The 14,307-nt window shown below is 66.4% G+C and carries 8 protein-coding genes; 5 read left to right on the forward strand and 3 right to left on the reverse strand.

Annotated elements, in window-relative coordinates:
* Positions 1 to 3,045: bifunctional [glutamine synthetase] adenylyltransferase/[glutamine synthetase]-adenylyl-L-tyrosine phosphorylase (locus HNW77_RS15770; RefSeq protein WP_172158932.1), on the reverse strand; the 3,045-nt coding region annotated here is incomplete at its 3' end.
* Positions 3,046 to 3,110: 65 nt separating this feature from the next.
* Here HNW77_RS15770 and HNW77_RS15775 point away from each other — a divergent pair.
* Positions 3,111 to 6,464, forward strand: coding sequence for an AsmA-like C-terminal region-containing protein (locus HNW77_RS15775; protein WP_172158934.1), 3,354 nt, complete (start codon positions 3,111 to 3,113; stop codon positions 6,462 to 6,464).
* A gap of 42 nt (positions 6,465 to 6,506) precedes the next feature.
* On the opposite strand, the gene HNW77_RS15780 is transcribed toward HNW77_RS15775, so the two are convergent.
* Both HNW77_RS15780 and dctA read right to left on the reverse strand, forming a co-directional pair.
* Positions 6,507 to 7,808 (reverse strand): MFS transporter, encoded by a 1,302-nt coding sequence (locus HNW77_RS15780; RefSeq protein WP_172158935.1) that lies wholly within the window; start codon positions 7,806 to 7,808, stop codon positions 6,507 to 6,509.
* Between the two features lie 42 nt (positions 7,809 to 7,850).
* Entirely contained in the window at positions 7,851 to 9,212 is a 1,362-nt protein-coding gene (gene dctA, locus HNW77_RS15785; RefSeq protein ID WP_172158937.1) for a C4-dicarboxylate transporter DctA, read from the reverse strand.
* 241 nt (positions 9,213 to 9,453) lie between these two features.
* Here dctA and HNW77_RS15790 point away from each other — a divergent pair, with 241 nt between their 5' ends.
* The 4 genes from HNW77_RS15790 to HNW77_RS15805 form a co-directional block, all read left to right on the forward strand.
* A complete protein-coding gene (locus HNW77_RS15790; RefSeq protein ID WP_172158939.1) occupies positions 9,454 to 10,770 on the forward strand; it encodes a DNA recombination protein RmuC in 1,317 nt (438 codons plus the stop codon).
* 51 nt (positions 10,771 to 10,821) lie between these two features.
* Complete coding sequence (locus HNW77_RS15795) at positions 10,822 to 11,559, forward strand: response regulator transcription factor (RefSeq protein WP_172158940.1); 738 nt, start codon at positions 10,822 to 10,824, stop codon at positions 11,557 to 11,559.
* On the forward strand, positions 11,549 to 12,946 hold the full coding sequence (locus tag HNW77_RS15800) for an ATP-binding protein (protein WP_172158942.1): 1,398 nt from the start codon (positions 11,549 to 11,551) through the stop codon (positions 12,944 to 12,946). Before HNW77_RS15795 ends, HNW77_RS15800 begins: the two co-directional genes overlap by 11 nt.
* A gap of 159 nt (positions 12,947 to 13,105) precedes the next feature.
* The coding region (locus HNW77_RS15805; protein ID WP_241694523.1) for an efflux RND transporter permease subunit at positions 13,106 to 14,307 on the forward strand (1,202 nt) is incomplete at its 3' end.

The raw sequence follows: 14,307 nt of genomic DNA on the forward strand, positions 1-14,307 counted from the left end.
GGCGGCGGGGGAACCACTGCCATGCCTTTCCTGCCCGGCATCGGGCGCATCCGTGAGCGGAACCAGCCTGTCGAACACCGCCACGACATCATCGGCCATGCGGTCCATGCGGCGTAGCAGGTCCGCCGCATCGGTGGCGCCGACCTCGCCGGTCAGGATCTCGAGGCTGGCGGGCGCAATGGTGTCAGGCACGTCATGGCCGCAGATGATGCGGATCAGCCCCTGCAACGCCCGCCAGAACAGATCGGCCCGGCGCAGCAGGCGGGCATCGGCGGGGCTGATCTCGCCCGCATGGGCCAGCCGCAGCAGGGCCGTGCGGGTGGACTGGCTGCGGCAGGTCAGGGAGGATGCGACAAGTTGCAGCCCCTGGGCTACGAATTCCACATCCATCAGCCCGCCCCGGCGGCGCTTGATGTCCCACGGGCTGGAGGCGGGGCGTTCACGCGCCAGGCGTTCGCGCATGTGGCGCACGTCATGGAGCACCTGCGCGCGGGCCTGGGGCGTATCGGGTGCATGGCCAAGGGCGGTGGCTATGGCGGCACCCAGCGGGCCTGCGAGCCGGGGTGGCCCGGCCACCACGCGCGCGCGAGTCAGCGCCATGCGCTCCCATGTCCAGGCGGATTCGGCATGGTAGCGGCGGAAGGCGGAGAGCGAGACCGCCACCGGCCCCTTGGAGCCCGAGGGCCGCAGCCGCATGTCCACCTCATAGAGCGGGCCTTCGCGCCCCGGTGCCGTCAGCGCCGCGACAAAGGCATGCGCCAGCCGCACGTAATAGGTGCTGGCGGAAAGCGGGCGCGCGCGTGGGCCGTCGCTGGCACCGACCACGCTCTCGCCCGCATCTTCGGGGTGGTCGAACACCACCATCAGGTCAAGGTCGGAGCCAGGCATCATCTCGCGCGAGCCGACCTTGCCCAGAGCCACCACCGCCACCGCGCCGCCGGGCACGGTGCCGTGGCGCTGGCGGTGCTCGGCGCTGACCACGCGCAGCAGGCCGCGCATCACCGTCTCGGCCATGGCGGTGCGGGCGCGCGCGGCGCGGTCCTCGCTCATGCGGTGCTCGAGGCGGGCGACCGACAGGCGGAACTCCTCGCCACACACCAGCCCGCGCAGCACCGGCAGCACCTGCTCGGCCGACTGCGCCGCCGCCACCTGCCGCCGCGCCAGCGCGGTGACCGTGCTGACCGCGCCGGGCCCGCCATCCATGTCAAGCAGGCCGTCGAGTGCGGAGGGGGTCTCGGCCAGGTGGTCCGCCAGGAAGGGGGCGCAGTCCAGCACGGTCACGATGCGGTGGATCAGGGCGGGGTTGCGCTCGAGCAGCGAGAGGAACTGCACCCCCGCCCACTGCCGCTCGAGCAGCGCATCAAAGCGGCGCAGCACGGCCAGCGGCTGCTGGCGGCGGCCCATCTCGGCCAGCAGGCCGGGCAGCAGGCGGCGCAGCAGCTTGCGCGCGCGGTCCGAGCGCAGGGCGCGCAGGCGGTTGCCCTCCCACCGGTTGAGAATGGCCAGCGCATCATTGATGTCGGTGGCGGGGAAGCCATGGGCGCGCAGGCGGTCGGCGGCATCGGCATCCTCGGGGGCGATGGTGATGTCCTGTGGCCCGCTTTCGGCAAACTGCTGGTCAAAGATGCGCCGCGAGCGCTGCATGACCGCAAGCATGCTGCTGGCCAGTTCATCGGGCGGCCCCATGTGCATGAAGATGGCGAAGCGTGCGAATCCGTCCGCCGTGTCGGGCAGGCTGTGGGTCTGGTGGTCGAGGCGCATCTGCAGCCGGTGCTCGGCCTGCCGCAGCATGCGGTAGTTGCGGGCCAGTATTGCGGATTGCTCACGCGCCAGCAGCCCCGCCCGGCGCAGCCTGCGCAGCGCGCCAAGCGTGGTGGGGTCGCGCAGTTCCGGCCTTCTGCCGCCCCATACGAGCTGCAGGGCCTGGGCTACGAATTCCACCTCGCGGATGCCGCCCTGCCCGAGCTTGACATTCTGGCCCAGCAGCCAGCGCATGGCGGTGTCGGGATTGCGGATATCTTCGGCGCGCAGGCTGTCCAGATTGGCGTGGCCTGCGTTACGATGGCGGTCGATGCGGGCCTTCATGTCATGCAGGTCATCGATTACCGCGAAATCCAGGTGGCGGCGCCAGATGAACGGATGAATGGTTTTGAGAAAACGGCGCCCCGCCGTGATGTCGCCCGCCACGGGGCGCGCCTTGGTCATGGCCGCGCGCTCCCATGTGCGGCCCATGCTCTCGTAATACTGTATGGCGGCGGGAAACGACACGGCGGCAGGGGTGGCACTCGGGTCCGGCCGCAGCCGCAGGTCCATGCGGAAAACGTAGCCATTTGCATCGCGCGCTTCCATAAGCGTGACAAGATCGCTAGTCATGCGCACAAAGGTATGTCGCAGTTCCCCATTGCCGGGGTGGCGGTCCGGGTCATACAGAATGATCAGGTCTATGTCCGAGGAGTAGTTCAGTTCCCGCGCGCCCAGCTTCCCCATTGCCAGAACCACGAAGCCGCTGCCCCGGCACGGGGTCTCGGGGTAACGCAGGCGCAGGCGACCGGTCTCGTGCGCCTGGAGCAGCAGATGCCTGAGTGCCGCGTTCAGCGCGCGCTCGGCCAGGTCGCTCAGCGCCAGGGTCACCTGCTCGAGCGGCCACGCGCCCCCGATATCGGCCAGCGCTATGGCCAGCGCCGCCTGCCGCTTGGCCTCGCGCAGTTCGGCCATGATGTCGGCGCGGGCCGCATCAGGCGGCAGGGCGTCGAGTGCGGCAAGGATGCGCCGCACGCAGGTCTCCGCCCCTTCGTGCACAAGGGCGGTGAAGGCCTCCGTATCACGCAGCGCCAGATCGGACAGGTAGGGGCTGTTGCCCCCCAGCGCATCGAGCATGGGCATGATGCCCGGTATCGCTGTCAGGTCGGGCAGTTCCGCCCGCGCGCAGGCGTCGGACAGGTTCTCGCGCAGGATGCGCGCGGCCCGCGGGTCGGCGGGTTCGGGCCATGTGCATCCCTGCCACGAGGAATGTGGCGCAGGCAGGGACTGTATGGGCTGATCCATGGAGAAATGTCCGGCAAGAGACTGGCAGGGCACGCTTATTGGCGCGGGGGCGTAGCGTGGACGGCATGACGCAGCCAGGTCAAGCCGCGCCGCCGCCCGGCTCCACGCAGCCCGGGCCGCCGCCGGCACCGCGCCCGACCCGCGTGCGCCGCGCGGTGCTGGCCGCAGGCCGCGTGGTGGTGTGGCTGGTGCTGCTGTGCATTACGCTGCCTGCCGTGCTGCTGCTGGTGCTGACCCTGCGCCTTTCGGCTGGCCCGCTCGAGGTCACGCCGGTGGTGCGCCTGTTCATGCCGCTGCCCGTGGCCCATGGCCGCAGGCATGAGGATATTATTGGCAGCCTGTCGGCAGAGCATGTGCGGCTGGGCTGGAATGCGATGCACGAGGGGCTGCGCGCGCCGTTCGTGATCTGGGTGGAGAACGTGCGCATCGCGCGGCGCGATGGCCATGTGGCCGATACGCTGCGCCGGGGGCGCATCACGCTTGATACCCCGGCGCTGGCGCATGGCATCGTGCGCATTCTTGAGCTGTCGGTCTCGCATGGGCGGCTGCAGCTTGCGCGGAGCCACGAGGGCAAGATCGGCCTCGACCTCGGGCCTGATACGCCCTATCCCGCGCACAAGCCTGCAGAAGAATCTCCCCTCGACATGACCGCGCTGCGCCAGGCCGTGGTGTCGGACACGCATGTGCAGTTCACCGATCGCATGACCGGGCGCAACTGGCGGCTGGGCGAGGCGGATGCCCGGCTGAAGGTGGTGAACGATACCGGGCAGAAAGGGGTGGAAGGCGATGTCCGCCTCGGGCTGGAAGGGAATGGCGAGCGGCTGGTGCTGCACGGTCAGGGCACCCATGCCGGCCCCCGCCATGTGGACTGGACGCTGGTGCTCGACCCCATCAGCCCGGCAGCCTTCGCGCCGGGGCAGAAGGAAGTCGCCCCGCTCGACCTGCCGGTGGGCGGGCAGTTGCAGGTTGCTTTCCGCGATGGGGGGCAGGGGCAGGGCTTCCTCATGCCGCGCGACTTCACGCTGCACCTTGATGCGGGCAACGGGCAGGTCACCACGCGCAAGGCCGGGCAGTTTCTGGTGGGCGAGGGGGCGGCCGACCTTGTCGGCTCACTGGGGCCGGGACCGGCCAACGCGCCGCTTGATGGCCCGCTGAAGGTGGCGCTGCGCAATCTTGAGCTGCACCTGCGCGCGCCGGGCCATGCCGATGATGATGGCAGCGGCCCCACGCTGAACGCCACGGCGGCCCTCAGCGCCGCATCGCTGCTGAAGCCTGCCCACGTCCAGCTTGATGTGGGCGCGCATGCGCGGGCGCTGGAGTTTGAAACGCTTGGCGCGTTCTGGCCCCCCGCCGCCATGAAGGGCGCGCGCCGGTGGGTGACCGAAAACATACCGCATGGCCATGTGCGGCAGTTGCAGGTCAATATGGGCCTGACCAGCCACAAGGGCTGGGGCGGGCTGGACCTTGCCTCGCTTGGCGGCACGATCGATGCCGATGCGATGGAACTGCACTGGCTCAGCCCCATTCCGCCACTGCACAACATGGATGCCCACCTGACCTTTGATGGTCCCGACGAGATCATGATCCATTTCGGCCATGCGTACCAGCTGGTCGATCTGGCGGGGCGGCATGTCGATGCCACGGGCACCGGGCGGATCGAGGTCGGCCCCGGCTCCATGCGCATTACCGGCCTGAACGAGAAGGTGCAGGTAGGCGACATCAACGTGACGCTGCTGGGCAATGCGCGCGACGTGCTGGCGCTGCTGGCCGAGCCGCGGCTCAATGTGCTCTCGCGCCACCCCATGTCGTTCACGCATCCGTCGGGGCGGGCCAATGTGTCGCTGCACATCGCCCTGCCGCTTGATGCGCATGTGCGCCTCGACCAGATCGACCTGCGCAGCCATACCGACCTGGCCCAGGTGCATCTGGGCAATGTGGTGGTGGGCCGCCCGCTCGATAACGGCACGCTGGGCATCGATGCCACCACCAACGGCCTGCTCTTGCAGGGTACGGGCGTGCTGGCGGGCATTCCCTCAAGCGTGATCTACACCATGGACTTCCGCAGCGGGCCGATGGTCCATGCGGTGGAAAGCGCCAGCCTGCAGGGCCACGTCACGCCGGAGGGGGTGAAGCGGGCCGGATTTGAAATGGGCGAGCATTTCTCGGGCAGCGCCCTGCTTGATGTGGATTACGACCGCTACGTGGGCGGCAAGGCGCAGGTGAATATCGACCTCGACCTTGACCGCGCGGCGCTGGCCATACCCATCTGGTCCAAGAAGGCGGGGCAGGAGGCCAATGCCTCGGTTGAACTGGATCTTGACCACGGGCAGATCGCAGGCATCGAGAACATGCGCGCCGTCGGCCCCGACCTGCTGATCGATGGCCATGCCGAGACGGCGGGTGGGGTCACGCGCCGGCTGGTGCTGCGTGGCTTCCGCATCGGGCGCTCGGTGGGCAATGCCTCCGTGGTGCTGCCGCAGCGCGAGAACGACCCCATTGGCGTGAACGTGGCGGCGAAGGTGCTTGACCTTTCGCCCCTGGTCTCGTTCCAGACCGCGCCCGACAGCACGGCGGCGAGCAAGGTGGCGGCCCACCAGGGCGATGGCGGCGGCTACCACATGCCCGAAATGGCGACCGGCCGCGTCAACGGCCCGCCGGGCCGCCGGTGGGACCTGAACGTGGATGCCCGCACCCTGTATTATGGCCCCACCGATACGCTGACCAACGTGCACAGCCACCTTGAAACCAATGGCGTGCGCCTGACCCGTGGCGTGCTGACGGTGGAAGGCCCGGTGCCCGCGCAGGCGCACCTGACCCAGCAGGGCAATGCCCGCCTGCTCGACGTGCATGTGGCCAGCCTGGGCGACCTGCTGCATGACATGAAGGTGACTGACGAGATGCAGGGCGGCGTGACCGACATTACCGGCCAGTTCGATGACAGTTCGGCCACCGCCCCCTTCTCGGGCACGGTGCATATGGGGCCGTTCAAGCTGCGCAACGTGCCTGCCGTGGTCAGGCTGGCCAATAACGCCTCGATCTATGGCTGGCTGCGCGCGCCGCACGCGCCGGGCATGCAGATCGAGCAGCTCAACGCGCCGGTGAAGATGGATGAAGGCGACATCCATATCTCCGACGGGCTGGTCAGCAATGCCTCCCTCGGCGCCACGGTGTCAGGCGAGGTGAACCTGGAAAAGAAAAGCCTCAACCTTGATGGCACCATCATCCCCGCCTTTGCGGTCAATGCAGCACCCGGCCACCTGCCGGGGCTGCTGGGCTGGCTGTTCAGCCCGGAGAAGAATGGCGGCGTGCTCTCGGCCACCTATCAGGTGACCGGCCCCATGGCCAACCCGGCGGTGCATGTGAACCCCTACGCCATGCTGCTGCCCGGCTTCCTGCGCAACCTGATGCATGTGCATTGAGGGGATGGGGAACGCTTTGCCAAAAACTTTTATATTTTGATTTCAGTCTTCTGGCGTGATGCGGTCATGGCCGGGCAGCACGAACAGCACGGTCAGCAGCGAGCAGGCGATGCAACCGGTCACATACCAGTAGAACAGCCCCTCATGCCCGATCTGCTTGAACCACAGCGCCACATATTCCGCCGTGCCGCCAAACACCGATACGGTCAGCGCATAGGGTAGCGCCACCCCCAGTGCCCGCACGCGGGTGGGGAAGAGTTCGGCCTTCACCACCGCGTTGATCGACGTATAGCCCGAAATGCCGATCAGCGCCGCCGTAACCAGCCCGAAGGCCGCAAGGGGGGAATGCACGCTGGAAATGGCCTCCATGAGCGGCACGGTGCCAAGGCAGCCGATCACGCCAAAGGACAGCAGCAGCCGCCTGCGCCCCACCCGGTCTGACAGCGCGCCAAAGGCGGGCTGGATCAGCGCGAACACGAACAGCGATGCGGTCGAGACCAGCGTGGACTGCTCCTTGGCCAGCCCCGCCGTGTTGACCAGATATTTCTGCATGTAGATGGTGAAGGTATAGAACGCCACCGTGCCGCCCAGCGTCAGGCCGCACACGCCCAGTACCTCGCGCGGGTGGTGCAGCAGCACGCGCAGGCCGCCATGCGCGTTCGTGTCTTTTGTCGCGGCGCTGAACTGCTCGCTCTCGGCCATGCCGCGGCGGAACCACAGGATGGACAGCGCCAGCAGCGCGCCGATGCCAAACGGCACCCGCCAGCCCCACGCGCCAAGCTGTGCGGGGCTGAGCAGCACGAACTGCAGCGCCAGCAGCACCACAAGGGCCAGCAACTGCCCCATCACCAGCGTGACATACTGGAAGCTGGCATAGAACCCGCGCTGGGCCGGGGGCGCGATTTCGGAAAGGTAGGTGGCACTTGCCCCGTATTCCCCGCCAAGGCTCAGCCCCTGCAACAGGCGGGCGAGCAGCAATACGGAGGGCGCTGCCAGCCCGATCTGCTCATAGGTGGGGCACAGGGCGATGGCGAGCGAACCCGCGCACATGGCGATGATCGACACGCTGAGTGCCGCCCGCCTGCCATGGCGGTCGGCCATGAGCCCCATCAGCCATCCGCCCACCGGGCGCATCAGGAAGCCGATGGCAAACACCGCCGCACTGCGCAGCAGTTCGCTCGTCGGGTTGCCGGGCGGAAAGAACGAATGGGCAAAATACATGGAAAATGCCGCATAGACGTACCAATCGTAATATTCGATCAGATTGCCCGATGAACCCGCAATAATGCTTCGTATTCTCTGCGCGGTGGTCAGTGCGCCGGTCTGGGGCTTGAAAACAGGCATGGTATGAAACCTATGGACGCAAATGAAGAAAGAAGCAGGGCGTTAGTTAATGGTGGGCCGGGGCTGCCTGTCGGCGGGCATGACGGGGGCATCGGCCTGCGCATCGCTGATCCGCCCCGACAGGGCGGCGGCCAGGCGCTGCGTATCGAGCGCGCCCTCCCACCGGGCCAGCACGATGGTGGCCACCGCATTGCCGATGATGTTGGTCAGCGAGCGGCATTCGGACATGAAGCGGTCAATGCCCAGGATCAGCCCCATGCCCGCCACCGGCACGTCGGGCACCACCGCCAGTGTGGCCGCAAGGGTGACAAACCCGGCCCCCGTTACCCCCGCCGCCCCCTTGGAGCTGATCATGGCCACGAGCAGCAGGCTGACCTGCTGGCCCAGCCCCAGGTGCACGTCGGTCGCCTGCGCAATGAACAGCGCCGAGAGCGACATGTAGATGTTGGTGCCATCAAGATTGAAGGAATAGCCCATCGGCACCACAAGCCCGACCACGGAGGGCGCGCAGCCTGCGTTTTCCAGCCGGGTGATGAGGGTGGGCAGGGCGGATTCGGATGAACTCGTGCCCAGCACGATCAGCAGTTCCTCGCGCAGGTAGCGCAGCAGCGGCAGGATGCGGAACCCGTTCCACCGCGCCACGGCCCCCAGAATGACCAGCACGAACAGGGCGGAAGTGGCATAGAACGTGGCCACGAGAAAGGCGAGATGCATCACCGCGCCAATGCCAAAGCGCCCGATGGTGAATGCCATGGCACCCAGCGCCCCGATGGGAGCGGCATACATGACCAGCCGCACCACGCCGAACACGAGTTGCGTCAGCTGCTTGAGCAGGGTCAGGATGGCCTGGCCCCTGCTGCCCATGCGCGACAGGCTGATGCTGAACAGGATGGCAACGAGCAGCACCTGCAATATGTCGCCCGAAACAAAGGCGCTGACCACCGTATCGGGGATGATGTTGAGCAGGAAATCACTGAACGAATGCGCCTGCGCTTTTGCCGTATAGGCGGCCACCGCATGCGCATCGAGCGTTGCGGGGCTGGCGTGGATATGCGCGCCCGGCTGCACCACGTTGGCCACGATCATGCCCACCACCAGCGCGAGTGACGAGAAGGTGAGGAAATAGACCATCGCCTTGCCCGCAAGCCGGCCCGCCTGCCCAAGGTCCGACAGGCCGGCAACCCCCGTGACCACGGTGAGGAAGATCACCGGCGGGATCACCATCTTGACCAGGCGGATGAAGCCATCGCCCAGCGGTTTGAGCGTCACCGCCGCATGCGGGCAGAAATGCCCCAGCGCAATGCCCGCCACCACCGCAATGATCACCTGCGCATACAGGCTGGTGAACAGGGATCTGCCGCGCGCGGGCTGGCCCTGCGGGCAGGTCGGCGTTGGCTCGGGCATGGTGGGCGGGTCCTTGGGTCGGGTCGGTTCTATGTGCCGCAGCGGGGCGGGGTGGCGGCATGCCGGGGCACGCTAGTGGGTTTTGGCGCGGTGCGAACCTGAAAATCAGGTGAGATGCGGATCGTTTCGGTTGGTGCATATCATCGGTTGCCAGATATTCCAAAAAAACATGATGACTTTACATCAGCCGCATGACAGGGCACGGACATGGTTTGTTCTTTTTTGTGGGAAATGGTTCATCATGGCTGATCTGTCCGCGTCGCCCGTTATCTGGATCGGTCTGCTCTGCGCCATCATGTCGTGCCTGGTGTCGTTTATCATCCTGCGCAGGCTGTCTTTCATGGGGGGCGGGCAGGATGCGGACCTGCTCGGGCGGCTATGCGTGATGATGGAGCGCGAGACAGCCGCCCGCATGGCCGAGAACGAGGCCCAGCGCGCCCGCATGGCCGAGATCGAGCGCGCGCTGTCCAACCGCTTCGACCAGCGCCACCAGGAACTGACCGAGACCTTCAACCGCATTGCCCGCATGATGGGCCGCGACCTGTCCGAGATGCGGGTGACGCAGTCCGAATCCCTGCGCGAGATGGCCGAAGAGGGGCGGCGCAACAGCGATGAACTGCGCGCCGCCGTCAACGAGCGCCTGCATGAGGCGGTGGAAAAACAGATGCAGACCTCCTTCCAGCGCGTGCTCGAGCAGATCGGCGCGATGCAGAAGGCCATGGGCGAGGTCTCGGCCATGACCGCGCAGGTGGGCGACCTCAAGCGGCTGTTCTCCAACGTCAAGACTCGTGGCGGCTGGGGGGAGGCGCAGTTGCGCACCATCCTTGATGACGTGCTGCCTGCGGGCAGCTACGACACCAACCGCCGCCTGCGCGATGACAGCCGCGAGGTGGTGGAGTTTGCCGTGCGCATGCCGGTGCGTGCCACCGTGCCGCCGGTGCTGGCCATTGATTCCAAATTTCCCACTGAAGCCTATGAGCGCCTGCTGCAGGCCGTGGAGGACTGCAACCCCGATGCCGAGCGCGCCGCCCGCCGCGCGCTTGAAACCACGCTGCGCATCGAGGCCCGCAAGATCGCCACCAAATACATCGTGCCCCCCGTTACGGTGGAATTCGCGGTGCTGTACCTGCCCACCGACGGGCTGTATGCCGAGGTGGCGCGCATTCCCGGCCTGCTTGATGAAATCGGGCGCACCTACCGCGTGATCGTGATGGGGCCGGGGCTGATGCCCGCCATGCTGCGCACCATCCACCTTGGCTACGTGACGCTTGCACTCGAACGCCGCACCGATGACATCGCCCGCCTGCTTGGCGCGACACGGCAGGAAATGCTGCGCATGGATGGCGTGCTGGAAAAACTGGCCCGCAATGCGTCTGCCATGTCTTCCTCCATTGACGAGGCGCGCCGCCGCACCGGGCTGGTCAGCCGCAGGCTGCGCGAGCTTGATGTCGATACGCAGGAGGCGGCCACGCCCGATTCCTCCGCCGCATCCTCCGGCCCGGATGCACAGGCCGACATGATGGGGCGATGGGGGGATGAGGGTGCGCCCCCTCGCTGAAATTGATTTTAATTGGCCGTGTTTCGCCGCGCGCGGCATAAAGGGCAGGTGATGAGTGTTCCCCCTGAAAACCTGCCGCCCGACCCCCTGCCCACCGTGCCCCGGCCCGAGGCCACGCCGCGCGTGCTGCTGGTGGAGGATGACGGCAAGATCGCGCAGGAAGTGATCGAGGAACTGGAAAGTCGGCATTATGTCGTGCAGCACGAGTTTTCGGGCGCTGCGGGGCTGTCGATGGGGCTGAACGCGCATTTCGATGTGATGATCGTCGACCGCATGCTGCCCGAACTCGATGGCCTGACGCTGATCGAGACCCTGCGCGAGCGGCAGGTGCATGTGCCGGTGCTGGTGCTCTCCGCCCTTTCGGCGGTGGATGACCGGGTGAGCGGGCTCAAGGCGGGGGGCGATGACTACCTGACCAAGCCGTTCGCCATGGAGGAACTCGCCGCCCGCCTCGAGGCCCTGCTGCGCCGCCCCGATACCTCGCGCCACACCATGCTGCGCGCGGGCCCGCTGGAGATGGACCTCATCACCCGCACCGTGCGGCGCGATGGCGAGCCGATCGACCTGCTGCCGCGTGAGTTCCGGCTGCTCGAATACCTCATGCGCCGCCCCAACCAGGTGCTCACGCGCAACATGCTGCTCGAGGATGTGTGGAACTACCGCTTCATTCCCCAGACCAACCTCGTCGATGTGCATATCGGCAAGCTGCGCCGCAAGATTGACGAGACGGGCCGCCCGCCCCTGATCCAGAGCATCCGCGGCGCGGGGTTCATGCTGCGTGTTTCGTAACGAACTGTTCCGCACCGCCACCTTCCGCCTCACGCTGGCGGTGGTGGCGGCGATGATCGGCTCGGCGGCGTTGCAGTTCTTTTTTGGCTACAGCCAGGCGAATGTGTTCGAGGCCAAGCGTTCGGACACCCTGCTTTTGCGCGAGGCCAGCATCCTGCAGCACGAAACCCCCGCCGGGCTGGAGCAGCAGGTGCGCGACCGCGCCACCGATGACCTGCGCATCATCATGAACGCCACCACCCTGTTCGATGCCGGGCAGCATTACATCGTGGGCGACCTGCATAGCTGGCCCACGGGGCTCGTGGCCGACGGGCGGGTGCATGTCATCGCCCCCGAGGCCACGGGGGGCAGTTCGGCCACCGTGCTGCGCATGGTGGCCGTAAGCGTGCCCGGCGGGCGCTACCTGGTGCTGGGGCGCAGCCGGCAGATGCGCACCGAACTGCGGCTGATGATGCGGCATTCCATGCTGGTCTCGATCGTGCCGACCGTGCTGTTCGCGCTCATTACCGGCATCATCCTCAGCCACCGCGCGCTCTCGCGCGTCAAGGACATGCATGAGGCGATCGACCGCATCATGGAAGGCGACCTGCACGAGCGCCTGCCCGCAGGAAGGCAGGATGATGACCTCCAGCGCCTTGCGGGCAGCGTCAACCGCATGCTCGACCGCCTTGAGCAGCTGCTCGATGAAATACGCGACGTGGGCAACGACATCGCCCACGACCTGCGCACGCCGCTTGCGCGCGTGCGCGCCCGTCTCGACCGCGCGCTCAATGCTGATCATTCGGCGGAGGCGCTGCGCAACGTCATTGCCCGCACCATTGATGACCTTGACCAGTCCTTTGCCATCATCACCGCGCTGCTGCGCATAGGCGAGATCGAGAACGGGCGCAGGCGGGCCGGATTCGGCACGGTGGATCTCGATGCGCTGGTGGCCGATATCGTCGATCTGTATGAGCCCATAGCCGAAACCAAGGGTATCATCCTGTCCTGCGCCGCCGGTGAGGAGCCGATCAGGGTGCAGGGCGACCGTGACCTCCTGATCGAGGTGCTGGCCAACCTGGTGGACAACGCCATCAAATTCACCCCCGGCGGCGGCCGGGTTGAAATCCACACCATCATGAATGGCGAATGCGCGATGCTGCAGGTGACCGATACGGGAATTGGCATCCCGGCCGCCGAGCGCAAGGCGGTGACGGGGCGCTTCTACCGCTCGGACAAGAGCCGCCACATTCCCGGCTCGGGGCTGGGGCTGAGCCTGGTTTCCGCCATCGTGGCGCTGCATCACGCCCGCCTCGACATCATGCCCACGCGGGTGCACGAGCGGCTGCCGGGCGCGACCATGACCATAATTTTTCCACCTTTTTGTGTGGTGCAGGCCGGAAACTAAATTGAAATTTCATTTGCCACCTGACGCACCCCCATTAACACCGAATGGACAGACGGGGAGACGAGAGATGCAAGAACACCACCTGTCCCGGCCCGGGCCGCCGCGTGCGCGCCTCATCGGGCGGGGCCTGCCGGCAGGGCAGGGGGCAACAGGCCGCGCATGAACGGTATTGTCGTTACCGCGCTCAAGCGGCCCTATACTTTTGTTGTCCTGTCCATTCTCATCGTCGTGTTCGGTGTCCGTGGCCTGCTCCGCACGCCAACCGATGTCTTCCCCAGCATCAACATCCCCGTGGTGGCGATCTGCTGGACCTATACCGGCCTCATGCCCGAAGACATGTCCGGCCGCGTGGTCTATTATTACGAGCGCGCCCTGACCTCCACGGTCAACAATATCGAACATATCGAGAGCCAGTCCTATTACGGGCGTGGCATCGTCAAGGTGTTCTTCCAGCCCGGCACCAATACCGCCGTGGCGCAGACGCAGATCACCGCCGTCTCCCAGACCGTCATCAAGCAGATGCCCGCGGGCATGACACCGCCGCTGGTGCTGACCTACAACGCATCCTCCGTGCCGGTGCTGACGTTGCAGGTCTCATCGGATTCCATGACGGCGTCGCAGATCTACGACATGTCCTCCAACCTGATCCGGCCAGCGCTGGTCTCGGTGGCGGGGGCGGCGATCCCCAACCCCTATGGTGGCCAGCCGGGCAACATCATGGTCGATCTCGACCAGAGCAAGCTGCTCGCCCACGGGCTTTCGGCCACCGATATCGGCAATGCGCTGAGCAAGCAGAACATCGTGCTGCCAGCCGGTGACCAGCAGATCGGCGCGTTCGACTGGATGGTGCAGACCAACGCCTCGCCCGAGGAGATCAACAGTTTCAACAACATGCCCATCAAGCAGGAAGGCAATTCCGTCGTCTACCTGCGTGATGTGGCGTGGGTGCACGCGGGCGGTCCGCCCCAGACCAACATGGTGCTGGTCAAGGGCCACCAGGCGGTTCTGATCGTGATCATGAAAAGCGGCGATGCCTCGACGCTCTCGGTCGTGAGCGGCATCAAGGCATTGCTGCCCTCCATCGTGCGCACGCTGCCGCCCGGTGTCGATATTACCGTGCTGGGCGATGCCTCGACCTTCGTGAAGGAGGCGGTGCGCGACGTGGTGCAGGAAATGGGCACCGCAGCATTGCTCACCAGCCTTGTGGTGCTGCTGTTCCTCGGTTCGTGGCGATCGACCGTCATCATCGCCACCTCCATCCCGCTGGCCATGCTGGCCGGATCAGGTTGGAGGACATGTCGTAGATCTGCGACGCCGTCATGGAATCCGATGAGACCTGCAACGTCAGCACCGGCACGGAG

This window comes from Komagataeibacter melomenusus, from assembly GCF_013155395.1.
In the GTDB taxonomy this organism is placed as follows: Bacteria; Pseudomonadota; Alphaproteobacteria; order Acetobacterales; family Acetobacteraceae; genus Komagataeibacter; species Komagataeibacter melomenusus.